Raw genomic sequence first — 26,804 nt, 5'->3', positions numbered from 1 at the left:
ACCCTTACGATCACGGAATTTCCTCCACGAGGCAACTGGCGGTTTACATCTAATTCCAAACAGTATCTGTTCGTTTTTGAACAGATACTGTCATAATGGTGCTCCGCCAACAGTCGCAGCGCTCTCGTTGCCGGGCGGCATTAGACCAAAGACGTAGACGGATGGGCGACGCCGATGAGCCATGCTTCGCAGTTTACTTGGGACGATCTGCAGTTTTTTCTAGCCGTCGCCCGCACCGGCCAGCTTTCGACGGCGGCCCGGCAGTTGCGCTCAAGCCATGCGACCGTCTCACGACGCATCGATCGGCTGGAATTCGCATTGAAGGTCAAGCTCTTCGAGCGCAATCCGCGCGGTTACGTGCTGACTGCCATGGGCACACGTTTTGTAGAAACCGCCGAGAAGATGGAACAGGAAACGGAACGGCTGCGCGCCGATCTCGCCGATGGCTCGCTCAGCCAGCGCGGCCTCGTGCGCCTCAGCGCACCGGAAGGTTTTGCGAATTTCTTCTTTGCGACCGTCCTGCCGCAATTTGCCGCCCGCCATCCGCATCTGGCACTGGAACTCGTCACCATCCAGCAGATCATGTCGCTTTCCCGTAAGGAGGCGGATATCTCGGTCGTCCTCGACGAGCCCAAAGGTGGCCCCTACTTTGCGGAAAGGCTGACGGACTATCATCTGCAGGTCTACGCCTCGCGCGACTATCTCGCCCGCGCAGCACCCATCAACACGCGTGACGACCTGCTGAACCATCCCTTCATCAGCTATATCGAGGAAATGATCTTCGCACCGGGGCTCGATTATCTCGGCGACGTGCATCCGCGCATCAAGCCGCAATTCCAGAGTTCCAGCATCTTCGCGCAGTTGACGGCCACGAGAAACGGTCTAGGCCTCGGCATCCTGCCCTATTTCTTTGCCTGCCGTTATCCCGAACTGGTGCGCGTGCTGCCTGACGAGATCGATCTCAAGCGGCATTACTGGATCACCTGCCATCGGGATCTGAAGCAGGCGCCGCGCGTGCGCGCCGTCATCGACTTCCTGCGCGAAGCCGTGCGCAGCGAAGACGCCTGTTTCATACCGCCCTACATTGGCTCCGCCGCAGCTCGAAAGGCAAAGGCAGAAATGTGACTACTTCAGGAATTCGGCGCGATGCGGAGTAAAGGTGTCGATGAGGCGCCCCTTTTCCAATGCCTTGACACCATGGACCAGATTGGGTGGCACAATGAAGCTGCCGCCCTGTTTCAAGACTTCGGTGCGACCATCGATCGTCACCTCGAAGCTACCTTCGGCGACATAGCTTGCCTGGATATGCGGGTGGAAATGAGCCGCACCCACGGCGCCTGCCTCGAAAGCGACCTCCACCATCATCATCTCGGGCAGATAGGCCATGATACGGCGAGTCACGCCCGGTTCGGGGTTTACCCATTCGGCACCTTCCGCCGATACGAAGAGATCGCTCGATGACATGTCTGCTCCTCACATCCGAATCCATTGCGCGCAAACTGGCGCACCAGCCGGCATTTGAAAAGATGTGCCCTGATCTTTGTCGGGATGGTCGCCTTGTTGACGCCGCAAACAGGCAGGTCTATGCGACCTTAAGTCAGGCATGCGTGATTACAGGTGAGGAGACTGGACATGCGGCATACGCGCGAGGTTTTCGACTGGGCTGATCCGTTTCGGCTCGTGGAGCAGCTGACCGACGAGGAGCGCATGGTGCAGGACACCGCCCATGCCTACGCGCAGGAAAAGCTCGCCCCCCGTGTCCTCGAAGCCTTTCGCAACGAAAAGACCGATCCGGAAATATTCCGGGAGATGGGTGAACTCGGCCTTCTCGGCCCGACGATCGATCAGGAATATGGCGGCGCTGGCCTCGGATACGTCGCCTACGGCCTGATCGCCCGCGAAGTAGAGCGGATCGACAGCGGTTACCGTTCGATGATGAGCGTACAGTCCTCGCTTGTCATGGTGCCGATCGACGCCTTTGGTTCCGAAGAGCAGAAGAAGAAATATCTGCCGAAGCTTGCGACCGGCGAATGGATCGGCTGTTTTGGCCTGACCGAGCCCAATCACGGCTCTGATCCGGGCTCCATGGCGACACGGGCAAAGAAGGTCGATGGCGGTTATAGCCTGACGGGCTCCAAGACCTGGATCTCGAACGCGCCGATTGCCGATGTCTTTGTCGTCTGGGCAAAGACCGAGGATGGACTTATTCGCGGATTCATCCTGGAAAAAGGCTCGAAGGGCCTGTCGGCTCCAAAGATTCAGGGCAAGGTCGGACTTCGCGCCTCGATCACAGGCGAAGTCGTCATGGACAATATCTTCGTACCGGAAGAGAACCTGCTGCCCCATGTCAGCGGTCTCAAGGGACCGTTCACCTGCCTCAACTCCGCTCGCTTCGGCATTGCCTGGGGTGCGCTGGGCGCGGCCGAAGCCTGCTATGCAACGGCTCGGCAATATACGCTGGACCGCCAGCAATTCGGCCGGCCGCTCGCCGCCAACCAGCTCATTCAAAAGAAGCTTGCCGATATGGCAACCGAAATATCGCTCGGGCTCCAGGGATGTCTACGTCTCGGCCGCATGAAGGAAGAGGGCCATCCACCCGTCGAACTGACATCGATCCTCAAGCGCAATTCCTGCGGCAAGGCGCTGGAGATTGCGCGAGCAGCCCGCGACATGCTGGGCGGCAACGGCATTTCCGACGAATTCGGCGTCGCCCGCCACCTCGTCAATCTCGAGGTGGTCAATACCTATGAAGGAACGCATGACATTCATGCGCTTATTCTCGGTCGCGCGATCACAGGCATTGCAGCCTTCTCCAACTGATTCAGCCGCGCACGAGGCGAATTGCAAGCTGGATAACAATGTGCAAACCTCCCTTGCCGCGGCAGACAGGCCGACGGCGCAAGGGGGATTTGCATATGTTTCTGCTGCTCGCACTTCTGATCGGCGTCATTGCCGGTCTTCGCGCCATGACCGCACCTGCCGCTGTCGCCTGGGGCGCGGCGCTCGGCTGGTTCGATGTCTCCCAGACACCGCTCGCCTTCATGGGCTACCAGTGGACACCGTGGATTTTCACGGTGCTGGCTGTCGTCGAGCTCATCACTGACCAGCTGCCGACCACCCCCTCGCGCAAGGTGCCCGTCCAGTTCGGCGCACGCATTGTTATGGGCGCACTTTCCGGCGCAGTCATCGGCGCGGCCAGCAGCCTGCTCTTCGGAGGCCTTCTCGCCGGCGTCATCGGCGCTGTCATCGGCACGCTTGGCGGGGCTGCGGTGCGCAGCAAGCTCGCGGCCTCTTTCGGCCAGGATCGCCCGGCAGCCCTGATAGAGGATGCCGTGGCCGTCATCGGCGCCATTATTATCGCGTGGGCAGTCTGATGAAGAGCTTCGACGCAATCTTCATCGGCGCCGGCCAGGCCGGCCCATTCCTCGCTGCCCGCATGGCGGAAAAGGGTATGAAGGTGGCGCTGATCGAACGCAAGTTCCTCGGCGGCACCTGCGTCAACGCAGGCTGCATGCCAACAAAGACGTTGGTCGCAAGCGCGCGCGCCGCCTACGTGGCGCGGCACGGCGCCGAATACGGTGTGCGGATACCGGGCGAAATCGCGATCGACATGAAGACCGTGCGGGGTCGAGCAGAAACAATCATCATGAATGCCCGCAACGGTTTGAGCAGCTGGTTCGGCGGCATGAAAACCATGACCGTCATCTACGGCCACGCCCGCTTTACGAGCCCGAAGGAAGTCGTCGTCAACGGTGAGACGCTGACGGCGCCGAAGATCTTCCTCAATGTTGGTGCTCGCCCTGTCGTCCCCGACATGCCGGGCATTGCCGATATCGAGTATCTCACAAGCACCGGTATCATCCATCTCGACAGCCTGCCGAAGCATCTTGCCATTATCGGCGGAAGCTATATCGGCTTGGAATTTGCACAGATGTACCGACGTTTCGGCGCCGAGGTAACGGTGATCGAGCGCGGCCCGAAACTCGCTTCCCGCGAGGACGAGGATATTTCCGATGCGATCGCCGATATCCTCAGATCCGAGGGCATCAAGATCCATACAGACGTCAAGGATATTAGCTTCGCCAGAACCACCAATGGCGCGACGGTCACGGTCGACAACGAAACGATCGAGGCAAGCCATGTGCTCGTTGCGACCGGTCGGACGCCGAATACCGACGACCTCGGTCTCGATGCCGCTGGCGTGGCCACTGACAAGCACGGCTTTATTACCGTCGATGACCGGCTGGCAACCAATGTCGAAGGTATATGGGCACTCGGAGATTGCAACGGCCACGGTGCCTTCACCCATACGTCCTACAATGACTTCGAGATCGCCGCAGCTAATCTGCTGGACGGTGGCGACAGGAAACTGTCGAGCCGCATTCTCGCCTACGCCCTCTATATCGATCCGCCGCTTGGCCGCGTCGGCATGACGGAAAAGCAGGCACGCGCCTCGGGCCGCAAGATCATGGTGTCGACCCGCCCGATGAGCAAGGTCGGCCGCGCCAATGAGCGCGGCGAAACCAAGGGCTTCATGAAGGTGGTCGCGGATGCGGAGAGCAAGGAAATCCTGGGTGCAGCGATCCTCGGGATCGAGGGCGACGAGGTTATTCACGGCATCATCGATGCGATGAATGCCGGGACGACCTATCCGGTACTGCAGTGGTCGGTACCGATCCATCCCACCGTTTCGGAATTGATCCCGACGCTTCTGGGTGATTTGAAGGCGATCTGATGGATCGCAATCAGCCGGAGGCCGGTCATTGAATATCGAACTGCTGATCGAAAATTATGGCCTGCCGGCAATCTTTCTCGGCACCGCCTTCGAGGGCGAAACCGCTGCCTTTCTCGGCGGCGTCATCGCGCATCGCGAGCTTCTAACCTATTGGGCCGCCTCGATGGCAGCTTCGGCGGGATCATTCGCCGGAGATCAGATGTGGTTCTTTGCCGGCCGCTATGCCGCCCAATGGAACTTCGTTCGCCGCGTGATGGAGACACCGGCGCTTGCACGCGTCACGCGGCTTCTCGAAAAATATCCGACCGGCTTCATCTTCGCGTTCCGCTTTCTGGTGGGATTGCGGACGATCAGCCCGATCGTCATTGGCACGACACACATCTCGACGCAGAGGTTTCTCGTGCTCAACCTCCTGGCGGCGCTCGTCTGGGGACAGCTCTTCACCGCGCTTGGTTATGCCTTCGGCCACGGAATTCACCAGATATTCGGCCGCCTGCCACTGCATCATCATCTGCTGATAGCACTTGGCGCCGCGGCCCTGATCGCGGGCGCGGCGCTGGTGCTTCGCAAGAGGAAATTTGGTCAAGTACCCGTAAAGGGTCCTAGTCCATGACGATCTGCAGTTTGACATCATCAGGACGTGCCTCGACCGCACGATCGAAGGCCTTGATCGAATCTTCGAAGGTGAACGTCTCTGATATCAGCGGCTTCAGGTCGACACGCCCCGATCCGAGAAGCGCGATCGAGCGCTCATACTGATGCGCGTAGCGGAACACCGTCTCGATGCGAATTTCCTTCGTCGAAGCCGTCGAGACGTCGAAACCGACAGGATTGACCGGCAGGCCGACGACGACGATAGCGCCGCCCGGACGTGGCAGAGACATGATCGTCTCCCAGGCCTTCGGTGAACCTGAGCATTCGAAGACGACATCCGCACCCCAGCCATCAGTCAGCCGGCCGACTTCCTCAGCAAGGTTCTTTTCGCGAATGTTGACCGGAATGACACCTTGATACTGCGCAGCTATATCGAGCTTCGGCTGGGCAAGATCAGCAACGATCGCACGGGAGCAACCGCCAGCGAGAGCGGCGATCGCAACCATGGTGCCGATCGGGCCGGCACCGAGGACAACGGCTGTATCGCCGGGTGCGATCTTCGCCTTGGTGGCTGCCTGCATGCCGACCGCGAAAGGCTCGACCATTGCGCCTTCGGCGAAGCTGACATTGTCCGGCAGCTTGAACGTATAATTGGCCGGGTGCACGACCTCGGGGGTTAACACGCCGTGGATCGGCGGCGTCGCCCAGAAGGTGACGGCCGGATCGACATTGTACATGCCAAGCCGGCTTGCCTTGGAATTGGGATCAGGAATGCCAGGCTCCATGCAAACGCGATCGCCAACCTTCAGATGAGTAACGCCGGAGCCGACCTCGACCACCGTGCCCGCCGCTTCGTGGCCGAGCACCATCGGCTCGTTGACGATAAATGGACCGATTTTGCCGTGCGTATAATAATGCACGTCGGAGCCGCAGACACCAACGGTATGGATCTTGATCTTGACCTGCCCCGGACCTGTCTCCAGAGGCAGATCGATATCGCGAAGCGCAAGCTCATGCTGGCGCTCCAGAACCAGCGCACGGACTTTTGTCATGATCGGTTTCCTTCCCTATGGCTCCCGCGGTTCATGGGGCGCCGTTGCGGTGACTATAAGACTGCAAGGCCTAGCAATTCAATCGTCTCTGTCAGGCTTTTGCTCGCCATGTGACGAAATGCTCACGTAATTATCACCCGAAAGATAAGCTCTTCCTAGACGTCCGTATGATTCCGGAGAAGCCCGGCGAGGACTACATTTATCTTCAACGACCACGACAAAGTGGGAAGGAGAAAAGCGATGAAGCACGACAACGACAATGTCGGCCGAAACTTGGTTTCCAACTCTCAGATCACGCGGCAGCTCCGCGAATTCTGGCGCATCCTGGTGGATGAGGCTGTTGCTGCAATCCATCAGGATCGCGAGCCGCAGGCATTGCTTCAGCCGGTTAGGGTTGTTGCACGGGCGCGGGATCGAAATCGGCCTCCGCAGCGTTATTAGGCATGCGCCGGCATGGCGTGGCGGGGGCATGACGCTTCCGGCACCATGCGGATCGGCAATACAAGGAAGACCGTCATGAAATCGATTGTGTCATTCTGCCTGTTCGCATCTCTTATCTTTGCCGCAACCGAGGCGTCGGCGGCGATCGAGGAAGCATCCCTTCCGCCACCGCAGCAGGAAGAAAGGCTGGTGCCGGCCAATCTGGAGCTCACGTTCACTGGCCCTGTCGATCTCGCTCGTTCGACCGCCACCCTTCTCGATGCCCAGGGCCTGACATTGCCGACCGGCAAGCCGTTTCTTTCAGGACCGGAAGGTTCGGTCTTCAAGGTTCCGCTCGATCCGTCCATGGCGCCCGGTGTTTATACACTCAACTGGCGCGTACTCTCGATGGACGGCCACAGCGCCGAAGGCCATTACCAGTTTAGGGTTGAGCCCTGAACGCTGCGATATTTCGCCACCCGATATTGCGCCGTGTCATTGGACACGGCGTTTTTGTCTGTTGAAGCGTTCTCACTGGCCCCTCCGACCGCATAAAGGCATTTATAAGATTTTTATATAGATACCCTTCGCCCAATCTCGAACCTTTATGCCCTTCGGTCGCATATTAATGTCCGAGAGATCGCAAAGATCATCTCCACGCCAGAAAGCATAAAAGGTGCCGCCTTTGCGAGCCGGCGCCCTTTGTCTTGTCTGACTCCAAGAATAACAACCGGAGTCAAGATCGATGATGGATATAATTCTACTCGGCACTGCAATCGTATTCTTCGGACTTTGCTTTGCCTATACACGCGCCTGCGACAGGCTTTGACAGGAGAGAACAGATGACCCTCGATTACATCTTGAGCGGTGCCGTGACCGTGTTTCTCACCGTCTACCTCACCTACGCTCTCATCCGCCCAGAACGTTTCTGAAAGCGCCGGCGCTTCTCATCCAGAAGCAGCCGGGTACTGAAAGTTTCCTCCCATGACCCTCAACGGATGGCTTCAGATCCTGCTCTACTGCGGGATCGTCCTTGTGCTCGTCAAACCGCTCGGCGGTTACATGACGCGTGTCTTCAGCGGCGAGCGCACATTCCTCTCACCGGTCCTCGTTCCGATCGAACGGGGGCTTTACGCCGTCGCCGGCACCAGCGAGCGCGAAGACCAGCACTGGACCTCCTATGCCTTCGCCATGCTGATGTTCAACCTTATGGGCGTCATCGTTCTCTACCTCCTGATGCGGTTCCAGAACGTACTGCCCTATAACCCGGCCGGCATGGCCGCGGTCGGGCCGGAACTCGCCTTCAACACCGCCACCAGTTTCGTCTCCAATACCAACTGGCAGAACTATGGCGGCGAAAGCACCATGTCGTACCTGACGCAGATGATGGGCCTGACGGTTCAGAACTTCGTGTCGGCTGCGACCGGCATGGCCATCGCCATCGGCCTGATCCGCGCCTTCTCGCGTGCCTCGGGCAAGGCGATCGGCAATTTCTGGGTCGATATGGTCAGAGCCACACTCTATATCCTGCTGCCGATCTGCATCGTGCTGACGCTCGCCTATGTCTGGCTCGGCGTACCGCAGACGCTTGGTCCCTATGTCGATGCGACCACGCTCGAAGGCGCCAAGCAGACGATCGCCCTCGGCCCCGTTGCCTCGCAGCTCGCCATCAAGATGCTCGGGACGAATGGGGGCGGCTTCTTCAACGCCAACTCGGCCCATCCGTTCGAGAACCCGGACGCAATCTCAAACCTCATTCAGATGGTCTCGATCTTTGCGATTGGCGCAGCCTTCACCAACGTTTTCGGCCGCATGGTCGGCAACCAGCGCCAGGGCTGGGCGATCCTGACGGCGATGGGCGTCCTCTTCATCGTCGGCGTCGGCATCACCTACTGGGCTGAAGCTGCCGGCAACCCGCTGATGCACGCATTCGGCTTGGCTGGCGGCAACATGGAAGGCAAGGAAGTCCGCTTCGGCGTCGCCATGTCCTCGCTGTTTGCGGTCGTTACCACGGCTGCCTCCTGCGGTGCGGTCAATGCCATGCATGGCTCCTTCACCGCGCTCGGCGGCCTGATCCCGCTGATCAACATGCAGCTCGGCGAAGTCATCGTCGGCGGCGTTGGTGCGGGTTTCTACGGCATCGTTCTCTTCATCATCGTCGCTGTCTTCGTGGCAGGCCTGATGGTCGGCCGCACGCCGGAATATCTCGGCAAGAAGATCGAGGCGAAGGAAATGAAGATGGCCGTTCTTGCCATCCTTTGCCTGCCGCTCGCCATGCTGGTTTTCACCGCGATCGCCAGCGTCCTGCCTTCGGCAGTCGCCTCGGTCGGCACGGCCGGCCCGCACGGCTTCTCCGAAATCCTCTATGCCTATACGTCGGCTGCGGCCAACAACGGCTCGGCTTTCGGCGGCCTGACGGGCAATACGCCCTGGTACAACATCACGCTTGGTCTCGGCATGCTGATGGGCCGTTTCCTCGTCATCGTCCCGGCGCTCGCCATTGCCGGCTCGCTGGTGACGAAGAAGACGGTTCCCGCCTCTGCTGGTACCTTCCCGACTGACGGACCGCTCTTCGTCGGCCTGCTCATCGGCACGATCCTGATCGTCGGTGGTCTTACCTTCTTCCCGGCATTGGCCCTTGGCCCTGTTGTCGAGCACCTGGTCATGATCGCCGGCCAGACCTTCTGAGGTTTGCCGATGATTATCCGTCACAGGCTCCGAAAAGCCTTCCATCCACGTCCCGGTCTGCCGGGGCGTGGAGCCCAGCGGATGCCGCGCGCCTCCGACATCATCCTAGTGATGATGGCAGGCCTGCTCGTCGTCGTCTGCGTTCTCAGAATTTTACAGGGCTGACCGGCAATCCGGTTCGCCATCCTCGTTTCAAAGCTGGAGTCTCTTATGAGCCAGGCAAAATCCGCGAGCATCCTCGATTCTCGCATCCTCATTCCGGCCGTGGGCGCTGCTTTCACCAAGCTCAACCCGCGCACCCTTTCCAAGAACCCGGTCATGTTCGTCGTGGCCACGGTCTCGGCGCTGACCACAGTCCTGTTCCTGCGCGATCTCGTTTCAGGTAACGGCAATCTCGCCTTCTCCTTCCAGATCAACCTCTGGCTCTGGTTCACCGTGCTCTTTGCCAACTTCGCCGAAGCCGTCGCCGAAGGCCGCGGCAAGGCGCAAGCAGACTCGCTGCGCAAGGCGCGCACCGAGACCCAGGCGAAGCTCCTGACCGCCAACAACGGCACCGGCTACCGCATGGTACCTGGCACCAGCCTGAAGGTCGGCGATCTCGTTCTTGTCGAAGCCGGCGATATCATTCCCTCCGACGGCGAAGTCGTCGAGGGTGTTGCCTCCGTCAATGAAGCAGCCATCACCGGCGAATCCGCCCCTGTCATCCGTGAATCCGGCGGCGACCGCTCGGCCGTAACTGGCGGCACTCAGGTGCTCTCCGACTGGATCCGCGTGCGCATCACGGCGGCGGCAGGTTCGACGTTCCTCGATCGCATGATCTCGCTCGTCGAGGGCGCCGAACGTCAGAAGACGCCGAACGAAATCGCGCTCAACATCCTGCTTGCCGGGATGACGCTGATCTTCGTTCTCGCCACGGCGACGATCCCGAGCTTTGCGGCCTATGCCGGCGGCTCGATCCCGATCATCGTGCTCGTTGCCCTCTTCGTCACGCTGATCCCGACCACGATCGGCGCCCTGCTTTCGGCGATCGGTATTGCCGGCATGGATCGTCTCGTCCGCTTCAACGTGCTCGCCATGTCCGGCCGCGCCGTAGAAGCTGCCGGTGACGTCGACACGCTGCTGCTCGACAAGACCGGCACGATCACCCTGGGCAACCGCCAGGCCACCAGCTTCCGGCCGGTCCGCGGTGTCGCCGAACAGGATCTCGCCGATGCGGCGCAGCTTGCCTCGCTCGCCGATGAGACGCCCGAGGGCCGCTCCATTGTCGTGCTCGCTAAGGAAAAATACGCGATCCGCGGCCGCGACATGGCAAGCCTGAAGGCCACATTCGTACCCTTCACCGCCCAGACCCGCATGAGCGGTGTCGATCTCGAAGGCTCGGCGATCCGCAAGGGTGCCGTCGATGCTGTGCTCAACTACGTCAACGGCGATGCTTCCTCGAAGAACGGAGCCGAAGTCGTGCGTGAACTGCAGTCGATATCGGACGAGATCGCCAAGGCCGGCGGCACGCCGCTCGCCGTTGCCCGCGACGGCAAGCTGCTCGGCGTTATCCAGCTCAAGGATATCGTCAAGGGCGGCATCCGCGAGCGCTTCAATGAGCTGCGCCGCATGGGCATCCGCACCGTCATGATCACGGGTGACAACCCGATGACGGCCGCCGCCATCGCTGCCGAAGCCGGTGTCGACGACTTCCTCGCCCAGGCAACGCCTGAAAACAAGCTGCAGCTGATCCGCGAAGAACAGGCCAAGGGCAAACTTGTCGCCATGTGCGGCGACGGCACGAACGACGCTCCTGCTCTGGCCCAGGCCGACGTTGGTGTGGCGATGAACACCGGCACGGTCGCAGCCCGCGAAGCCGGCAACATGGTCGATCTCGACAGCGACCCGACAAAACTCATCGAGATCGTCGAAATCGGCAAGCAGCTCCTGATGACCCGCGGCGCGCTGACGACTTTCTCGATCGCCAACGACATCGCCAAGTACTTCGCCATCATCCCGGCGATGTTCCTGACTTTCTACCCGCAGCTCGGCGTACTCAATATCATGGGTCTCGCCACGCCGCAGAGCGCCATCCTGTCGGCGATCATCTTCAATGCGCTCATCATCATCGCCCTGATCCCGCTGTCCCTGAAGGGTGTGCGCTACCGCCCGATCGGCGCCGGTGCGCTGCTTTCCCGCAACCTGCTGATCTACGGTCTCGGCGGCATCATCGTCCCCTTCATCGGCATCAAGGCGATCGACATGGTCGTCGCATCCCTCGGCCTCGCCTAAGGAGTTACAACAATGCTTAGAGAACTTCGTCCGGCAATCGTCATGATCGTTGCCACCACGGCCATCACCGGCCTCCTCTACCCGCTAGCCATGACAGGTGCCGCACAGGCCATCTTCCCCTACCAGGCTAATGGGAGCCTCGTTGAAAAGAACGGGCAGGTTATTGGCTCCACGCTGATCGGCCAGGCCTTTACCAGCGACAAGTATTTCCATGGCCGTCCGTCCGCTGCTGGCGATGGCTACAATGCAGCGGCGTCCTCGGGCTCCAACCTCGGCCCGACCAGCCAGAAGCTGATCGACCGCGTGAAGGGTGACTATGAGGCTGCCAAGGCGAGCAACCCGAATGCCGATGTTCCCGTCGACCTCGTCACCGCTTCGGGTAGCGGCCTCGACCCGCATATTTCGCCCGATGCCGCATACTTCCAGGTACCGCGCGTCGCCAAGGCCCGCGGTATCGATGAAGCCAAGGTCAAGGCGCTGGTCGATGCAGCCGTTACGGGCCGCGAACTCGGCCTGCTCGGCGAACCGACCGTCAATGTTCTGGCGTTGAACCAGAGCCTTGATGCTTCTATGACTCAGTGAAGGTTGAGAGCCCCGGAACGCTGCAATGCGCGCCGGGGCTTGCTCGTGAAGAAAGACCGAACGCATGCCAGACGACAACCGCGACCAGGCCGGCAGGCCCTCGCCCGATGCGCTTCTCGAAAAGGCCCGGGCGGAGTCGCGCGGACGCCTGAAAATCTTCCTGGGCGCGGCACCCGGCGTCGGCAAGACCTATGAAATGCTGGTCTCCGGCCACGCCAAGATCGCCGATGGCCTCGACGTCGTGATCGGCGTCGTCGAAACCCATGGCCGCAAAGAGACCGAGGCGCTGCTCGCCGGTTTCGAAATCATTCCGCGTGTGGAGATCGCCTATCGCGGCCAGTCGCTCGAAGAGATGGATCTCGATGCCATTCTCGCGCGCAAGCCCGATCTTGTTCTCGTCGACGAACTTGCCCATACCAATGCCGAGGGCAGTCGCCATCCGAAGCGCTATCTCGACGTCAAGGAATTGCTCGACCGTGGCATCGATGTCTATTCGACGCTGAACATCCAGCATGTGGAGAGCCTGAACGACGTCGTTTCGCAGATCACGCGCATCCGGGTGCGCGAGACAGTGCCGGACTCCGTGATCGACGTGGCTGACGACATCGAGATCATCGACCTGACACCCGACGACCTCATCAAACGCCTTCACGATGGCAAGGTCTATGTGGCAAAGACCGCCGAGCGCGCGCTGACCAATTATTTCACGCCCGGCAACCTGACGGCGCTCCGCGAACTCGCACTGCGCAAGACCGCCCAGCGCGTCGATGACCAGTTGCTGAGCCATATGCAGGCGCATGCTATTTCCGGCCCCTGGGCTGCCGGCGACCGTGTGCTGGTGTCGATCGACGATCATCCACGCTCTGCTTCTCTGGTCCGCTACGCCTCGCGCATGGCTGCGCGTCTGCGTGCCCCCTGGGCGGCCGTCTATATCGAGACCAACCGCTCCATCAATCTCTCGGAAACGCAGCGTGATACGATTGCCGCCACGCTCCGGCTTGCCGAGCAGCTTGGCGGCGAAGCGATCACCATTCCCGGACGCGAGGTGACTGAGGGGCTGGTGCGTCACGCCACCGCGAATAACGTCACCCACATCGTCATCGGCGCGCCGAAAAAGCCAACATGGCGCGAATGGTGGTGGAACCCCTCCATCACCGACGAGCTGATACGGTGCGCGGGCGATATCAGCGTCCATGTGATTTCCGGCAACGAGAAAGATCCGACCGCGCAGCGTGGCGTAAAGGCGGCGCCGAGCACGGCTGCGCTGGACTTCCGGGCTTACGCACTTTCAACGCTCTACGTCGCCATTGCGCTTGTTGCCGGCGTGGTGCTCGATCAGGTGCTCGACGTTCGCAATCTGGCGCTCGTCTTCCTGATGGCGGTGCTGACATCAGCCGTCATCCATGGCCTCAGACCGGCGCTCTATACCTGCATCGTCAGTGCCCTCTCCTTCAACTTCTTCTTCCTGCCGCCGCGCTATACGTTGACGATCAGCGATCCGGAAAGCGTGCTCGCGCTCTTCTTCTTCCTTGGTGTCGCCGTCATCGCCTCCAACCTGACGGCAACCGTCCAGCGGCAGGCGGCCGCGGCCCGGCAAAGAGCGCGCACGACGGAAGACCTCTATCTCTTTTCCAAGAAGCTTGCCGGCACCGGTACGCTCGATGACGTCCTCTGGGCGACGGCCTTCCAGATCGCCTCGATGCTCAAGGTGCGCGTCGTTCTCCTCCTGCCGGAAGATAATTCCATTGCCGTCAAGGCCGGCTATCCGCCTGACGATACGCTCGACGATGCCGATATCGCCGCCGCCCGCTGGGCCTGGGAACATAATCACGCCGCCGGTCGCGGCGCTGATACCCTGCCCGGGGCCAAGCGCCTCTATGTACCATTGCGTACCGGTCGAACGGCCGTTGGCGTCATCGGCCTCGACAGTGACCGCCGGGACGGACCGCTGCTGACGCCGGAACAGCAGCGGCTTCTCGATGCGCTTGCCGATCAGGCGGCACTCGCCATCGAACGCGTGCAACTCGTTGCTGACGTCGATCGAGCCAAGCTTGCGGCCGAAGCGGACCGCCTGCGCTCTGCTCTGCTGACGTCGATCTCCCACGATCTCAAGACGCCACTTGCGGCGATCCTCGGCGCGTCCGGCACACTGCGCGATTACTTTGATTCCATGTCAGCGGATGACCGGACAGATCTTCTGTCGACGGTCGTCGATGAATCCGAACGTCTCAACCGCTTCATCGCCAATCTGCTCGACATGACGAAGATCGAGTCCGGCGCCATGGAGCCGAACTATGCGCTGCACTATGCAGGAGATATCGCAGGCAGCGCGTTGCGCCGGGCTGCAAAAATTCTCGATCACCACAGGACGGAAATGACAATCCCTGCCGACCTGCCCATGGTCCGCGTCGATCCCGTTCTCTTCGAGCAGGTCCTCTTCAACCTTCTCGACAATGCCGCCAAATACGCGCCCGAAGGCTCTGTCATCCGCATCGAAGGTTGGGCGGATGCCGATAATGTCGTCGTACAGGTCTCCGACCAAGGCCCGGGCATTCCTCCTGCAGACCTCAACCGTGTCTTCGACACGTTCTACCGCGTGCGCAAGGGCGATCAGGTGCGCGCCGGCACCGGCCTCGGCCTCTCCATATGCCGCGGCTTCATCGAGGCGATGGGTGGGACGATCACAGCCGGCAACCGGACAGACAGGTCCGGCGCCGTCTTCACCATCCGCCTTCCAAAACCGAACGACATTCCAAAATTGGATGAACTCAAATGACCGGTTCAGCCGTCAAGATTCTCGTCGTCGATGACGAGCCGCCAATCCGCAAGCTTCTGCGCGTCGGCCTCACCGCACAAGGCTACGAAGTCCAGGAGGCCCCGAATGCCGGTGCCGCCCGCCAGTCCGTCAAGGATGATCAGCCCGATCTCATCGTGCTCGATCTTGGCCTTCCCGACATATCAGGCCACGACCTTTTGCAGGAATGGCGCGAAGACGGGCTCACCATGCCTGTCGTCATTCTCTCGAGCCGTACCGACGAGGCCGGCATCGTCAAGGCGCTGGAAAGTGGTGCCGACGACTATGTGACGAAGCCCTTCGGCGTCAACGAACTCGGTGCCCGTATCCGCGTGGCGCTCCGCCACCGGCTGCAGCAGCAGGGCGAAAAGGCGATCTTTCAGACCGGCGGGCTGTCAATCGATCTCGTCAAGCGCATCGTCAAGGTCGACGGCAGGGAAATCAAGCTGTCGCCGAAGGAATACGACATCCTGCGCGTGCTCGCCCAGCACGCCGGCAAGGTGCTGACACATCAATTTCTTCTGAAGCAGGTATGGGGTCCGGCCGCGGACGTGCAGTATCTGCGCGTCTACGTGCGCCAGCTGCGGCAAAAGGTCGAGCAGATTCCTGACCAGCCACACTATATCACCACAGAGACCGGCGTCGGCTACCGGCTCCGTGAGCCTGACTGATACCTGCCGAAAACAGCATCGAGAATGTAATGAACCTCTCCAATATCATCCGGCCGGAGCACACCTTCATTGGCCTGTCGGTGACCACCAAGTGGCGCGCGCTGCAGACGATTTCCGAAAAAGCCGGCAAGGCCTTCGGCATTGACGGCCAGAGCGTGCTGAAAGCGCTCGAATCCCGGGAGAAGCTCGGCTCCACCGGCATCGGCAACGGCATCGCTGTTCCTCATGCAGCCATCGACGGCATGACGAGCCCGCGCGGGTCTCTTGATCCGCTTCGCCCAGCCGCTGGACTTCGATGCGATCGACGATATCGCGACGGACATCGCCTTCGTGCTGCTCTTCGGGGAAAACAATCGTGGGGAATATCTGAACGTGCTCGCCGCCATCGCCCGCAGGCTTCAGTCGGATGGCGTCCTGGCGGCCATGCGCAAGGCGAAAAGCACAGATGAATTCTATTCGGATTTCATCGCGGATTCACGCGTCTGAAGAGAAATTCGCTTCGCGCTTCCGACCTTCTCCCCGCCATGGCGGGGGGAAGGCAAATCGAGGACAAGGGGCCGCTCCGGCCCCTTTTTATTAGAAGTCGCGCTGGAAACGGAGGAAACCGAAGGTTTCGTCGTCGCCGTCTTCTTCGTCGTGATACTGGACGCTGAGCTTGCTGCGCAGATTGTCAGCAATCCGGTAGTCGATGGTGACGCCGGTCGTATAAGCGCTGCCGCCGCTGAAGTCGCCGTCAGCATCGATATCGATCTTGTCGAAGTACTGGAAGGCCGGGGTGACGGCCCACTTGTCGGTCAGCTTGATCTTGTACTCGGCTGCGACCGTCCATTCGGACGCTTCGTAGTAGTAGTTGGCGCCACTGGCCCAGATGCCAGCGAGGCCGAGAGTGCCTGGACCGATATCGGCATAAACGATAGCGCGGATGGCGCCTTCTTCGTTATCCGTATCGTAACCACCAAGCAGGTAGCCGCTGAATGCGCCACTCTTGAACGAGACCTGGGCTGCAACGCCGAAGTTGTTCGGGCCTTCACCCGGCTTCTCGACATAGTCTTCTTCAAGTTCGTCGACCGAGACACCGGCTGCGAAGCTGTCGGTCTCGTACTGATAACGGATCGAGTTGTGGGTCGTCTCGTTGCTCGAGAGCGTGTCCGTCTCGCCGCTCAGATCGTCGTCCCACCAGCTGTACAGCTTACCAGCGCGGAAGCCGGCAATGTCGATATAGCCTTCATCGAGCAGGGTTTCCTGATCGGTGGCGTTGTCAGCGTTGGTACGCAACGTGATAACGCCCGTGAGCGTGCCGTACTCGGTGTCGTTTTTGGTCTGGAAGGTAACCTGACCGCGAGTCCAGAAGTTCACATCGGAATCACCCGAGACGTTCTGGCCAAAACGAACTTCAGTACGGATGTAACCGCTGATCTGAAGGCAGGTTTCGGTGCCCGGGATGTAGAAGTAGCCAGTCCCGTAGGCGTCGCAAACGCGAACATATTCTACGGGCTCCGGCTCGGCGGCGACGATAGCGTCGGCTGCATGTGCTCCGGAAACCGCTGCAAGGGCGGCAACAGAGCCAAGAAGGATAGTTTTAATAGACATCAGAAAGACCTTTTACGGTTTGAAAGAGGCAAGCAGTGTTTCAAGGACACCCCCACCATCGGTCGCCGAATCCCAACGACCGGAAGGCCATGTAGGCACTCGAAAGCGTCACCGCTGCAAAACAAGACTAAAAATCGACACACGAATGTCACTTTCCGGCTCGAACTGTGGCAGAAAAATCACGACTGTGGCACGGTGCCTTAATTGGCCGCGGCCAACTTGGCAGCACGTCCCATTCGCAATCTCGCACTGAAAATGGGATGGCTTTCTAAGGTTGGTCCCCGGAACCGGAACAATCTTCGTTTCATTATACGACCTAGTTGATAGAGTTTAGCGTATAACCACGGAGGGTTCCCATGCAGACTTTAAGGTTCACCCGGCTCGTCGCGGCCGCGGTCATGGCAGGTAGCTTTGCCATCGGCAGTGTCGCACCGGCATTCGCCGACCAGACGCTTCTGAACGTGTCCTATGACCCGACACGCGAATTGTATAAGGATTTCAACGCCGCCTTTGCTGCGAAGTGGAAGGCTGACACCGGTGAAGCCGTGACGATCCAAGCCTCTCATGGTGGTTCCGGCGCACAGGCGCGGTCGGTCATCGACGGCCTTGATGCTGACGTGGTAACCCTCGCCCTCGAAGGCGACATCAACGCGATCGCAAAGGCCACGGGCAAGATCCCGGCCGACTGGAAGACCAAATTCCCGAACAATTCGACCCCCTATACATCGACGATCGTCTTCCTCGTCCGCAAGGGCAACCCGAAGGGCATCAAGGATTGGAGCGATCTGATCAAGGACGATGTGCAGGTCATCACGCCGAACCCGAAGACTTCCGGCGGCGCCCGCTGGAATTTCCTTGCCGCCTGGGCATGGGCAAAGCAGGCGAACGGCGGTGACGAAGCCAAGGCGCAGGATTATGTGACCAAGCTCCTCCAGCACGTTCCGGTTCTCGACAGCGGCGCACGTGGCGCTACGACCACATTCGTCCAGCGCGGCCTCGGCGATGTTCTGCTTGCCTGGGAAAACGAAGCCTATCTCTCGCTTGAGGAACTCGGTCCCGACCAGTTCGAGATCGTGACCCCAACCTTCTCGATCCGCGCCGACCCGCCGGTCGCAATCGTTGACGGCAACGTCGATAAGAAGGGCACCCGCAAGGTCGCGGAAGCTTACCTGAACTACCTTTATTCGGACGAAGGCCAGAAGATCGCGGCAAAGCACTATTACCGGCCGATCAAGCCGGAAGCAGCCGATGCGGCTGATATTGCCCGCTTCCCGAAGCTGACGCTCGCCACGATTGACGACTTCGGCGGCTGGAAGGATGCACAGCCGAAATTCTTCGGCGATGGCGGCGTATTTGACCAGATCTACAAGCCGGCCCAATAATAGGTCTTATGAGCGCACATAACCCCACACGGTGGCGGTTCAAGCGGCCGAGCGTCATTCCGGGTTTCGGACTGGCGCTCGGCCTTACCTTGATCTGGCTTACCCTCATCGTCCTTATTCCGCTGTCTGGCCTCGCCTGGCGGTCGAGCGCACTCGGCTGGGAGAAGTTCTTCGGCATTGCATTCGACCAGCGAACGCTGAGCGCCCTGCGGATCAGCTTCGGCAGCGCCTTCATTGCCGCCTGCCTCAATGTCGTCTTCGGCGTCATCCTTGCCTGGGTGCTGGTACGCTACCGGTTTCCCGGAAAGCGCATTATCGACGCCATGGTAGACCTGCCCTTTGCCCTGCCGACGGCCGTCGCCGGCATCGCGCTGACCACCCTCTACGCTCCGAACGGCTGGGTCGGGCAGTTCCTGACGCCACTCGGCATCAAGATCGCCTTCACGCCGGCCGGCATTGTCGTCGCCCTCATCTTCGTCGGCCTGCCCTTCATTGTGCGGACGGTCCAGCCGGTCATGGAAGAGATCGACAAGGAAGTGGAAGAGGCTGCCGCCACGCTCGGCGCCAATCGATTCCAGACAATCGCACGCGTGCTGCTGCCGGGCCTTGCGCCCGCGGTCCTGACGGGTTTCGCCCTCGCCTTCGCCCGCGCGGTCGGCGAATACGGCTCGGTCATCTTCATTGCCGGCAACTTGCCGTTCAAATCGGAAATCGCCCCACTGCTGATCGTCATCAAGCTCGAAGAATATAACTATGCAGCAGCGACCGGCATCGCGGCGGTCATGCTGATCATCTCCTTCACGATGCTGCTTGTCATCAATCTCATCCAGAGCTGGAGCAGGCGGAGGTACGGTTATGGCGTCTAATGCTACCTCAACCGTTTCAACCGCAGAGCCGCACAAGGTTCATTCGGCTATCACAGAGAGCAAGATCGCCCGTATCACGCTGGTCGTCATTGCGCTCGTCTTTCTGCTCTTGATCCTGTTCCTGCCGCTTGCAGCCGTCTTCGTCGAAGCTTTTCGCAAGGGTGCCGGCGCTTTCTTCACAGCACTCCAGGATGCCGAAACGTTCTCGGCGATCCGCCTGACGCTGATCGTTGCCGGCGTCAGCGTGCCGCTCAACCTCGTCTTCGGCATCGCCGCTGCCTGGGCGATCGCCAAATTCGAATTCAAGGGCAAGGCGTTCCTGACGACACTGATCGATCTGCCCTTTTCGGTCTCGCCTGTTATCTCGGGTCTCGTCTTCGTGCTGCTCTTCGGCGCCAACACCTGGCTCGGCCAGTGGCTGAGCGCCAATGACATCAAGATCCTGTTTGCGGCGCCGGGGCTGATCCTTGCCACCATGTTCGTCACCTTCCCCTTCGTTGCGCGCGAGCTTATCCCGCTCATGCAGGAACAGGGAACGCAGGACGAGGAGGCAGCTCTTTCGCTCGGCGCGAGCGGCTGGCAGGCCTTCTGGCACGTCACCTTGCCGAACATCAAATGGGGCCTGCTCTACGGCGTCCTTCTCTGCAATGCCCGCGCCATGGGCGAATTCGGTGCCGTTTCGGTCGTGTCAGGCCATATTCGCGGGCAAACCAATACGATGCCGTTGCAGGTGGAAATCCTCTACAACGAATATAACTTCACCGGAGCCTTTGCGGTCGCTTCGCTTCTGGCCTTGCTTGCCCTCGTCACGCTTGTTTTGAAGACGCTGCTGGAAATGCGCTATAGCGCGGAAATCGCCGCCAGCCGGCGGCACTGAAGGAATTAGAATGGAAGTACGCGTCCAAAACCTACGCAAGGAATTCGATCGTTTTCCGGCGCTGCACGATGTCTCGCTCGATATCCGCTCAGGAGAACTGATCGCACTGCTCGGCCCGTCGGGTTCCGGCAAGACCACGCTGCTACGCCTCATCGCCGGCCTCGAAAGCCCGACCGATGGCCTGATATTTTTCGGCGACGAAGATGCGTCGGGAAAGACGGTCCAGCAACGCAATATCGGCTTCGTGTTCCAGCACTATGCGCTTTTCCGCCATATGACGGTGCTCGACAACGTCTCCTTCGGCCTGAAGGTTCGCAATTCATCGCGCCGTCCGCCGAAGGCAGAGATTCGCAAGCGGGCGCTGGAACTGCTCGATCTCGTACAGCTTTCAGGTCTTGAAAAGCGCTACCCGGCACAGCTTTCCGGCGGCCAGCGCCAGCGCGTAGCTCTTGCCCGCGCCATGGCGGTCGAACCGAACGTTCTGTTGCTTGACGAACCCTTCGGGGCGCTCGATGCGCAGGTGCGCAAGGACCTGCGCAAATGGCTGCGCGAAATCCATGACCGCACCGGCCACACCACCGTCTTCGTCACCCACGACCAGGACGAAGCGATGGAGCTTGCCGACCGAGTCGTCGTCATGAGCCAGGGTGCGATCGAACAGGTCGGTACGCCGGACCAGGTCTATGACAGCCCCAATTCGCCCTTCGTCTTCGGCTTCGTCGGCCAGTCGAACTGCCTGCAGGTGGAAGTTGCCGGCGGCGATATCCGCTTCGAAGGGCGCTCGCTGGGTCTCAACGCCGATGGTGAAGCTGATGGCGCTGCGCAGCTCTATTTCCGCCCGCACGATGTCCGGCTCTGCGAATCGGCCGAAAACTGTATTGCCGGCCAACCGGTTGCAAGTCGGCGCGTCGCCGGTACCCGCCATATCGAACTCGACATCGGCAAGGACCGCCCGCATATCGAGATCGAGCTTCCGCCGAGCGAGGCCGACAGGCTCGACCGGTCACGCGTCGCCTTCAAGCCCACGCGCTGGAAGCTTTTCCGAAGCTGACACCGTTGCAATACCGGCTCCCGCCAGAATCGTATTTTGGCGGGAACCCTTTGTTATTTTTGTTATCTGCGGTTGTTTGTATTTTTGTCACATGCCGGGTAAAACGTTTTCGCTAAGATCGAAAAGGGCTGGACTAATTCCAATAGGAGGCACCTAGCGTTGAGGGCGGAGATTTCCTTTGGAAAATCCCTGGTTGGGATTTTATTCGTAGGACTTGCGGCTGCGAGCTGCACGACAACACCGAAACCGGCAGCGCCGGCAAAAGCCAAAACAAAACAGGCTCAATCGGCAAAAGTCACTTTCAATTACACCACCAAGGATCGCGACTGCCTGAAGCGCGCGATGTACTTCGAATCGCAGCATTCGGATGAGGATGGCTATATGGCCGTCGGCAGTGTCGTCATGAACCGACTCACTTCCGGCGCCTATGCCGGCTCCATCTGCGGCGTCGTCGCCCAGAAGAAGCAGTTTGCGCCCGGTGTCATGACTCGCGAGGTCAAATCTCAGGCGGAGCCGGAGCTTACGACCGCGGCTGACGCGATCCTGAGCGGCGAACGCCATCCGGCCGTGAAGGACGCGATGTTCTTCCACACGGCAGGGTTGAAATTCCCCTACAACAACATGCATTATGTGACGGTCGCAGGCGGCAATGCCTTCTACGAGAAGCGTGACGAAGACGGCACGCTCGAAACGCCGCCACCGCTGCCTTCCTACGAAGTCGCGATGAACTACGTCCCGGGCGAGAGCATGCTGCCGCCGCAGTTCGAGATACTGATCCCGTCGGACGTTCCCGTCCCGATCCCGTCTCCCGACCCCGCAGCGACGGCGAGCGTCACTCCTTTGCCGATGCCTGCAGCAGCGACTGCGATCGAGCCCCAACCCGGTACGCCCATCGCCATCCCAACACCCCGCCCCGCTTATGACAGCGTGATGCTGCGTCCAAGCATTTCGGCGAACGGCACCTGAATTCAGAAGGATGAAGAGCGCTAGGCGCGCTCTTCCCAAACCCTGGCAAGCTCCACGATCGTCCTGACAGCCTTTTCCATATCCTGGCGGCTGATCCATTCGAGCGGCGAGTGGAAGGCGTGGCCGCCAGCGAAGATGTTGGGGCACGGCAGGCCCATGAAGGAAAGACGCGAACCGTCAGTGCCGCCGCGGATGCTGCCGCGCACCGGTGTCATGTCCGCCCGGCGAACCGCTTCGACGGCATTCGCGACGATCTCGGGATGGCGGTCGAGCACCGTCTTCATGTTGCGATACTGTTCCTTCACGTCGAAACGATAGGTCGACCCCGGGTAAGCCTTCATCACATCCTTGACGATCGCTTCGAGCATGGTCTCCTTTTCGGCCAGACCCGCATCGGTGAAATCGCGAATGATGAGGCTGATTGCAGCCTTTTCCATCGAGCCTGCCACCCCTGTCGGATGGATGAAGCCCTGCTTTCCCTCGGTCGTTTCCGGGGCGATCTCTTTCGGCAGCCGGTCGATGATCGCGCCTGCGATCTTGATCGCATTTTCCATCCGATCCTTGGCAAAACCCGGATGGATTGCCACGCCGGCGATAACAATATCGACGCTATCTGCCGAAAAGGTTTCATCCTCGATATGGCCGGCGGTCTCGCCATCCATCGTGTAGGCAAATTCCGCGCCGAGCTTCTTCAGATCGACCTTGTTGACGCCGCGACCAACCTCTTCATCCGGCGTGAAGAGGATCTTGATCGTGCCATGCTTGATCCCCGGATTGTCGACGAGGACTTGAGCCGCAGCCATGATTTCCGCCAGGCCCGCCTTGTCGTCTGCGCCGAGCAAAGTCGTTCCATCGGTCGTGATGATATCGTTGCCGATCTGGTTTTTCAGCTCGGGATGTTCTGAAACACGGATCACCCGATTTGGATCACCGGGAAGCTGAATATCCCCACCGGCATAGCCCTTCACCATCTGCGGCTTCACGTTCTTTCCGGTGAAGTCAGGCGCAGTGTCCATATGCGAGCAGAAGCAGATGACTGGCACGCTCTTGTCCGTATTGGCCGGAATAGTCGCATAGACATAGCCGTACTCATCGAGATGTGCATCCGAAAGGCCGATCGCCAGGAGCTCCTCGACAAGAACCCGGCCGAGATCCTTCTGTTTTTCGGTGGTCGGCTGCGCGGACGAGGCGGGATCAGATTGCGTGTCGATGACGACATAGCGAAGAAAACGGTCGAGAACAGTGTCTGTCATAATATCCAGTCCAGCATAATCATCACCCGGTCATATAGCCATCGAAGGGCCTGGGATGAAAGCTCTTTTCCGCTACCGGCAAGGCCGCATCACCGCTCCTTCCGTTGCCTGAAGACAGGCAATTGCCCTCCCTCGGTTCAATCGACCCGGTTGCCCTCACCGTTGAACACATGCAGATGCTTGGCCGGGAAAGTGACATTGACCTTCGGTCCTGCACTCAGCGCATCACGATCAAGCGTGAAGATCTTGAATGGCAGGCCGTGCAGCGAAAGATGCAGGATGATGCCGAAGCCGGTCGGCTCGACGAGCTCGACGTCGGCGCTAATTCCGGACCCGTCATTCGTCATGGTGACGTGTTCCGGCCGAATGCCGATGGTCACCTTTTCGCCGTTCGGCAGGCCAAGGGACTTGTTGAGCGGTACGATCGTGCCGTCCTTCAGCTTCGCTCCGCCTGCCTCATAACTCGCATCGAGGAAATTCATGCCCGGCGAACCGATGAAGCCCGCGACGAAGAGATTGGCGGGGCGGTCGTAAAGCTCCAAGGGGCTGCCGACCTGCTGCACGACCCCACCATGCATGGCGACGATCCGGTCCGCCAGCGTCATCGCCTCGATCTGGTCGTGAGTCACGTAGATCGAGGTTGCCTTGAGGTCGCCATGCAATTTCTTGATTTCGGCGCGCATCTGTTCGCGCAGGCGCGCATCGAGGTTCGACAGCGGCTCGTCGAAGAGAAAAGCCTTCGGCTGGCGCACGATGGCGCGGCCCATGGCGACACGCTGGCGCTGGCCGCCGGAGAGCGCCTTCGGGCGCCGTTCGAGCAGCGGGTCGAGGCCGAGCTTGGAAGCCGCACCGGCAACGGCACTCGCGATCTTCTCCTTCGCCGTCTTCCTGAGCTTCAGGCTATAGCTCATATTGCCGGCAACATTCATGTGCGGATAGAGCGCGTAGGACTGGAACACCATGGCGATGTCGCGGTCTTTTGGGTGCAGCTCGTTGACACGATTGCCGGCAATGCGGATTTCACCATCAGTCACCTCTTCGAGGCCGGCGATCATGCGCAGCAGTGTTGACTTGCCGCAGCCGGACGGGCCGACGAGGACGACGAATTCCCCATCCTTGATTTCCAGATCGACGCCATGCAGCACCGGGAAATGGCCGTAGGATTTCTTGATATTCTTGATGTCGATCGATGCCATGTGACTAACCCTTGACCGCGCCGGCCGTCAGGCCCTGGACGAGATAACGCTGGATGAGCAGGAAGAAGAGGCCGGCCGGGATAAGCGCCATGACGCCTGCCGCCATCATCTGCCCGAAATCCACGGAGAATTTCGAAACGAAGGTAAGAAGGCCAACCGGGAAGGTCGCCGCGTCATTGCCGTTGATCAGCATCAATGCAAAGAGCAGCTCGCTCCACGCCGCCGTGAAGACGAAGCCGAGAGTTGCCGCAATGCCGGGCAGCGTCAGCGGCAGGATGATCTGACGGAAGGCCATGAACTGGGTGGCCCCATCGATCATCGCCGCCTCTTCGAGGTCCTTCGGAATGCCATCGAAGAAGGACTGCATCAGGAAGGTCGCAAAGGGCACATTGAAGGCGGTGTAGACGATGACGAGACCGGTCAGGCTGTTCGTCAGGTGCAGGGGCGACAGAATCTTGAAGATCGGCGCCACCAGCATGACGAGCGGGAACATCTGTGTCAGCAGCATCAGTGCCACGATCCAGTATTTCGCCCGGAAGGTGAAGCGCGACAAAGCGTAGCCGGACAGCGAGGCACAGATCGTCACCGTGATCGCCGTCGAAGCCGAGACGATAACGCTGTTCTTGAAGAAGGTTGGGAAGGCGCTGTGCTGCAGCACGAAACTATAGTGTTCCCAAGTGGTCCGCGACGGCCACATGCGGACGCCTTCGGTATAAAGCAGGTCATTCGGCGTTACCGAGACCTTCAAAAGCCAGAAGAGCGGGAAAAGCGCGAAGATGACATAGACGAGGATCGCCAGACGGTGCGCGATGATGGGGAGAATGGATCGTCTCATGGCTCAATCCTTGGCCAGCAAGCTCTGCCGCAGCAGGATGATCAGCATGGAATAGGCGAGAAGCAGGACTAGCAGCACCAGCGCAATCGCCGAGGCATAGCCGAAATCGAGCCGCTTGAAGGCCTGGGTGAAGATGTAGCTCGCGACAATCTGCGTCCTGTCCGCCGGGCCGCCGCCAGTCATGACGACGATGAGATCGGCGAAATTCGAAATCCAGACGGTGCGCAGCATGACAGTGATTGCAATCGTCGGCGCCAGAAACGGCAAGGTGATCGACCTGAACCGCTGGAACCAGCCGGCACCGTCGATCGAGGCCGCTTCATAAAGATCGCGCGGGATCGCCTGCAGGGCTGCGAGCAGCGTGATGGCAAAGAAGGGAATACCCCACCAGACATTGGCGATGATCGGCCCCCACATCGCATATTGCGGATCGGAGAGAATATTGCCCGGCTCACTCATCAGCCCGAGCCCAAACAGCCAATGCGGGATCGGCCCGATGACCGGATTGAAAAGCCAGGCCCAGTTCAGGCCGGCAAGGAATGACGGTACGGCCCAGGGCAGGAAGACCAACGCCTGAATGACGCCCCTGCCCCAGAACGGCTTGTCGAGCAGGAGGGCGAGGATGAGACCGAAGATGAATTGCAGGATGACGGAAGCGCCGGTCCACCAGAGCGTATTCTTGAGCGCGCCGTAGAAGGCCTTGTCCTGTGCAAGCTCGCGGAAATGCTCGATCCCGACGAAGCCACCTGAAAAAGGATTGAGAAGCTGGATATCGCGGAAGGCATAGGAAACGCCGACCACCAGCGGGACCAGCATGACCGCAATGATCAGGATCAACGAGGGCGCGCTATAGAGATAAGGCTCCGAGGCATCGGCCAGGCGCCGCAGCCATGGCCGGCGGTCGTGGCGCATCTCGAGCGTGTCGGCGGTGATAGTCATTTACCCGATACTTCCCCTTGCGGCACTTCGGCGCGCCGTCTG

At 60.1% G+C, this 26,804-nt stretch carries 25 protein-coding genes and 1 pseudogene; 19 read left to right on the top strand and 7 right to left on the bottom strand.

The annotated features are described in order from the left end of the window. Positions 1-174 precede the first annotated feature (174 nt). The gene (locus LVY75_02260; protein XAZ20809.1) at positions 175-1,125 is read left to right on the top strand and encodes a LysR family transcriptional regulator; all 951 of its coding nucleotides are present in this window, start codon (positions 175-177) and stop codon (positions 1,123-1,125) included. On the opposite strand, the gene LVY75_02255 is transcribed toward LVY75_02260, so the two are convergent. Continuing rightward, on the bottom strand, positions 1,126-1,464 hold the full coding sequence (locus tag LVY75_02255) for a cupin domain-containing protein (GenBank protein XAZ20808.1): 339 nt from the start codon (positions 1,462-1,464) through the stop codon (positions 1,126-1,128). A 168-nt stretch (positions 1,465-1,632) separates the two neighbouring features. Between LVY75_02255 and LVY75_02250 the strand changes: the two genes are divergently transcribed. The 4 genes from LVY75_02250 to LVY75_02235 all read left to right on the top strand — a co-directional run bounded on the left by LVY75_02250 (position 1,633) and on the right by LVY75_02235 (position 5,348). Continuing rightward, complete coding sequence (locus LVY75_02250; protein XAZ20807.1) at positions 1,633-2,820, top strand: acyl-CoA dehydrogenase; 1,188 nt, start codon at positions 1,633-1,635, stop codon at positions 2,818-2,820. A 95-nt stretch (positions 2,821-2,915) separates the two neighbouring features. Then, on the top strand, positions 2,916-3,374 hold the full coding sequence (locus tag LVY75_02245) for a DUF4126 family protein (GenBank protein XAZ20806.1): 459 nt from the start codon (positions 2,916-2,918) through the stop codon (positions 3,372-3,374). Further along, the gene (locus tag LVY75_02240; protein ID XAZ20805.1) at positions 3,374-4,735 is read left to right on the top strand and encodes an FAD-containing oxidoreductase; all 1,362 of its coding nucleotides are present in this window, start codon (positions 3,374-3,376) and stop codon (positions 4,733-4,735) included. Before LVY75_02245 ends, LVY75_02240 begins: the two co-directional genes overlap by 1 nt. Before the next feature lie 28 nt (positions 4,736-4,763). After that, positions 4,764-5,348: a VTT domain-containing protein gene (locus LVY75_02235; GenBank protein ID XAZ20804.1), complete on the top strand. Its 585-nt coding sequence runs from the start codon at positions 4,764-4,766 to the stop codon at positions 5,346-5,348. Here LVY75_02235 and LVY75_02230 read toward each other — a convergent pair. Beyond that, entirely contained in the window at positions 5,338-6,381 is a 1,044-nt protein-coding gene (locus LVY75_02230) for an NAD(P)-dependent alcohol dehydrogenase (protein ID XAZ20803.1), read from the bottom strand. The genes LVY75_02235 and LVY75_02230 overlap by 11 nt on opposite strands. 240 nt (positions 6,382-6,621) lie before the next feature. Here LVY75_02230 and LVY75_02225 point away from each other — a divergent pair, with 240 nt between their 5' ends. From LVY75_02225 to LVY75_02185, 9 genes and pseudogenes are all read left to right on the top strand, one after another. Further along, the gene (locus LVY75_02225; protein ID XAZ20802.1) at positions 6,622-6,822 is read left to right on the top strand and encodes a hypothetical protein; all 201 of its coding nucleotides are present in this window, start codon (positions 6,622-6,624) and stop codon (positions 6,820-6,822) included. A gap of 75 nt (positions 6,823-6,897) precedes the next feature. Further along, the gene (locus tag LVY75_02220; GenBank protein ID XAZ20801.1) at positions 6,898-7,260 is read left to right on the top strand and encodes a copper resistance protein CopC; all 363 of its coding nucleotides are present in this window, start codon (positions 6,898-6,900) and stop codon (positions 7,258-7,260) included. Positions 7,261-7,643: 383 nt separating this feature from the next. Then, the gene (locus LVY75_02215) at positions 7,644-7,733 is read left to right on the top strand and encodes a K(+)-transporting ATPase subunit F (GenBank protein ID XAZ20800.1); all 90 of its coding nucleotides are present in this window, start codon (positions 7,644-7,646) and stop codon (positions 7,731-7,733) included. A gap of 52 nt (positions 7,734-7,785) precedes the next feature. Beyond that, on the top strand, positions 7,786-9,489 hold the full coding sequence (gene kdpA / locus LVY75_02210; GenBank protein ID XAZ20799.1) for a potassium-transporting ATPase subunit KdpA: 1,704 nt from the start codon (positions 7,786-7,788) through the stop codon (positions 9,487-9,489). A 210-nt stretch (positions 9,490-9,699) separates the two neighbouring features. Continuing rightward, positions 9,700-11,760 carry a potassium-transporting ATPase subunit KdpB gene (gene kdpB, locus LVY75_02205; GenBank protein ID XAZ20798.1) on the top strand — a complete coding sequence of 687 codons (2,061 nt, stop codon included), beginning with the start codon at positions 9,700-9,702 and terminating at the stop codon, positions 11,758-11,760. Between the two features lie 12 nt (positions 11,761-11,772). Further along, on the top strand, positions 11,773-12,342 hold the full coding sequence (kdpC, locus tag LVY75_02200) for a potassium-transporting ATPase subunit KdpC (GenBank protein XAZ20797.1): 570 nt from the start codon (positions 11,773-11,775) through the stop codon (positions 12,340-12,342). Positions 12,343-12,406: 64 nt separating this feature from the next. Next, positions 12,407-15,118, top strand: coding sequence for a sensor histidine kinase KdpD (locus LVY75_02195; protein ID XAZ20796.1), 2,712 nt, complete (start codon positions 12,407-12,409; stop codon positions 15,116-15,118). Next, positions 15,115-15,807 (top strand): response regulator transcription factor, encoded by a 693-nt coding sequence (locus tag LVY75_02190; GenBank protein XAZ20795.1) that lies wholly within the window; start codon positions 15,115-15,117, stop codon positions 15,805-15,807. Before LVY75_02195 ends, LVY75_02190 begins: the two co-directional genes overlap by 4 nt. A 29-nt stretch (positions 15,808-15,836) precedes the next feature. Beyond that, a pseudogene (locus LVY75_02185) lies at positions 15,837-16,293 on the top strand (PTS sugar transporter subunit IIA). Positions 16,294-16,383: 90 nt separating this feature from the next. On the opposite strand, the gene LVY75_02180 reads toward LVY75_02185, so the two are convergent. Beyond that, the gene (locus tag LVY75_02180; GenBank protein XAZ20794.1) at positions 16,384-17,397 is read right to left on the bottom strand and encodes a porin; all 1,014 of its coding nucleotides are present in this window, start codon (positions 17,395-17,397) and stop codon (positions 16,384-16,386) included. Between the two features lie 356 nt (positions 17,398-17,753). Between LVY75_02180 and LVY75_02175 the strand changes: the two genes are divergently transcribed. The 5 genes from LVY75_02175 (at position 17,754) to LVY75_02155 (ending at position 22,539) form a co-directional block, all read left to right on the top strand. Continuing rightward, positions 17,754-18,779: a sulfate ABC transporter substrate-binding protein gene (locus LVY75_02175; GenBank protein ID XAZ20793.1), complete on the top strand. Its 1,026-nt coding sequence runs from the start codon at positions 17,754-17,756 to the stop codon at positions 18,777-18,779. An 8-nt stretch (positions 18,780-18,787) separates the two neighbouring features. Next, positions 18,788-19,645: a sulfate ABC transporter permease subunit CysT gene (cysT, locus tag LVY75_02170; protein XAZ20792.1), complete on the top strand. Its 858-nt coding sequence runs from the start codon at positions 18,788-18,790 to the stop codon at positions 19,643-19,645. Next, a complete protein-coding gene (gene cysW, locus LVY75_02165; protein XAZ20791.1) occupies positions 19,635-20,522 on the top strand; it encodes a sulfate ABC transporter permease subunit CysW in 888 nt (295 codons plus the stop codon). The genes cysT and cysW overlap by 11 nt, the downstream gene beginning before the upstream one ends. Positions 20,523-20,532: 10 nt before the next feature. Further along, on the top strand, positions 20,533-21,573 hold the full coding sequence (locus LVY75_02160; GenBank protein XAZ20790.1) for a sulfate/molybdate ABC transporter ATP-binding protein: 1,041 nt from the start codon (positions 20,533-20,535) through the stop codon (positions 21,571-21,573). Between the two features lie 159 nt (positions 21,574-21,732). Then, positions 21,733-22,539, top strand: a complete 807-nt coding sequence (locus LVY75_02155; protein ID XAZ20789.1) for a cell wall hydrolase — start codon at positions 21,733-21,735, stop codon at positions 22,537-22,539. Between the two features lie 20 nt (positions 22,540-22,559). Here the strand turns inward: LVY75_02155 and pepT are convergent, their stop codons facing one another. From pepT to LVY75_02135, 4 genes are all read right to left on the bottom strand, one after another. Then, positions 22,560-23,792, bottom strand: coding sequence for a peptidase T (pepT, locus tag LVY75_02150; GenBank protein ID XAZ20788.1), 1,233 nt, complete (start codon positions 23,790-23,792; stop codon positions 22,560-22,562). Positions 23,793-23,929: 137 nt separating this feature from the next. Beyond that, a complete protein-coding gene (gene ugpC, locus LVY75_02145) occupies positions 23,930-24,988 on the bottom strand; it encodes a sn-glycerol-3-phosphate ABC transporter ATP-binding protein UgpC (GenBank protein XAZ20787.1) in 1,059 nt (352 codons plus the stop codon). 4 nt (positions 24,989-24,992) lie between these two features. After that, on the bottom strand, positions 24,993-25,823 hold the full coding sequence (locus LVY75_02140; GenBank protein ID XAZ20786.1) for a carbohydrate ABC transporter permease: 831 nt from the start codon (positions 25,821-25,823) through the stop codon (positions 24,993-24,995). A gap of 3 nt (positions 25,824-25,826) precedes the next feature. After that, the gene (locus LVY75_02135) at positions 25,827-26,762 is read right to left on the bottom strand and encodes a sugar ABC transporter permease (protein ID XAZ20785.1); all 936 of its coding nucleotides are present in this window, start codon (positions 26,760-26,762) and stop codon (positions 25,827-25,829) included. Between the last annotated feature and the right edge of the window lie 42 nt (positions 26,763-26,804).

This window comes from Sinorhizobium sp. B11 (assembly GCA_039725955.1).
Lineage (GTDB): Bacteria > Pseudomonadota > Alphaproteobacteria > Rhizobiales > Rhizobiaceae > Rhizobium.
Note: the sequence above shows the minus strand (reverse complement) of the source record. Positions and strands in the feature narration are given on the sequence as shown.

Excerpts from the sequence above, each read along its gene's own strand:
- LVY75_02240 (XAZ20805.1), top strand. The coding sequence starts at position 3,374 with ATGAAGAGCTTCGACGCAATCTTCATCGGCGCCGGCCAGGCCGGCCCA.
- ugpC (XAZ20787.1), bottom strand. The coding sequence starts at position 24,988 with ATGGCATCGATCGACATCAAGAATATCAAGAAATCCTACGGCCATTTC.
- kdpB (XAZ20798.1), top strand. The coding sequence starts at position 9,700 with ATGAGCCAGGCAAAATCCGCGAGCATCCTCGATTCTCGCATCCTCATT.
- LVY75_02180 (XAZ20794.1), bottom strand. The coding sequence starts at position 17,397 with ATGTCTATTAAAACTATCCTTCTTGGCTCTGTTGCCGCCCTTGCAGCG.
- LVY75_02220 (XAZ20801.1), top strand. The coding sequence starts at position 6,898 with ATGAAATCGATTGTGTCATTCTGCCTGTTCGCATCTCTTATCTTTGCC.
- LVY75_02135 (XAZ20785.1), bottom strand. The coding sequence starts at position 26,762 with ATGACTATCACCGCCGACACGCTCGAGATGCGCCACGACCGCCGGCCA.
- LVY75_02140 (XAZ20786.1), bottom strand. The coding sequence starts at position 25,823 with ATGAGACGATCCATTCTCCCCATCATCGCGCACCGTCTGGCGATCCTC.
- LVY75_02160 (XAZ20790.1), top strand. The coding sequence starts at position 20,533 with ATGGAAGTACGCGTCCAAAACCTACGCAAGGAATTCGATCGTTTTCCG.
- LVY75_02175 (XAZ20793.1), top strand. The coding sequence starts at position 17,754 with ATGCAGACTTTAAGGTTCACCCGGCTCGTCGCGGCCGCGGTCATGGCA.
- LVY75_02245 (XAZ20806.1), top strand. The coding sequence starts at position 2,916 with ATGTTTCTGCTGCTCGCACTTCTGATCGGCGTCATTGCCGGTCTTCGC.
- kdpC (XAZ20797.1), top strand. The coding sequence starts at position 11,773 with ATGCTTAGAGAACTTCGTCCGGCAATCGTCATGATCGTTGCCACCACG.
- cysW (XAZ20791.1), top strand. The coding sequence starts at position 19,635 with ATGGCGTCTAATGCTACCTCAACCGTTTCAACCGCAGAGCCGCACAAG.
- LVY75_02195 (XAZ20796.1), top strand. The coding sequence starts at position 12,407 with ATGCCAGACGACAACCGCGACCAGGCCGGCAGGCCCTCGCCCGATGCG.
- kdpA (XAZ20799.1), top strand. The coding sequence starts at position 7,786 with ATGACCCTCAACGGATGGCTTCAGATCCTGCTCTACTGCGGGATCGTC.
- LVY75_02230 (XAZ20803.1), bottom strand. The coding sequence starts at position 6,381 with ATGACAAAAGTCCGTGCGCTGGTTCTGGAGCGCCAGCATGAGCTTGCG.
- pepT (XAZ20788.1), bottom strand. The coding sequence starts at position 23,792 with ATGACAGACACTGTTCTCGACCGTTTTCTTCGCTATGTCGTCATCGAC.
- LVY75_02190 (XAZ20795.1), top strand. The coding sequence starts at position 15,115 with ATGACCGGTTCAGCCGTCAAGATTCTCGTCGTCGATGACGAGCCGCCA.
- LVY75_02250 (XAZ20807.1), top strand. The coding sequence starts at position 1,633 with ATGCGGCATACGCGCGAGGTTTTCGACTGGGCTGATCCGTTTCGGCTC.
- LVY75_02260 (XAZ20809.1), top strand. The coding sequence starts at position 175 with ATGAGCCATGCTTCGCAGTTTACTTGGGACGATCTGCAGTTTTTTCTA.
- LVY75_02225 (XAZ20802.1), top strand. The coding sequence starts at position 6,622 with ATGAAGCACGACAACGACAATGTCGGCCGAAACTTGGTTTCCAACTCT.
- LVY75_02255 (XAZ20808.1), bottom strand. The coding sequence starts at position 1,464 with ATGTCATCGAGCGATCTCTTCGTATCGGCGGAAGGTGCCGAATGGGTA.
- cysT (XAZ20792.1), top strand. The coding sequence starts at position 18,788 with ATGAGCGCACATAACCCCACACGGTGGCGGTTCAAGCGGCCGAGCGTC.
- LVY75_02215 (XAZ20800.1), top strand. The coding sequence starts at position 7,644 with ATGACCCTCGATTACATCTTGAGCGGTGCCGTGACCGTGTTTCTCACC.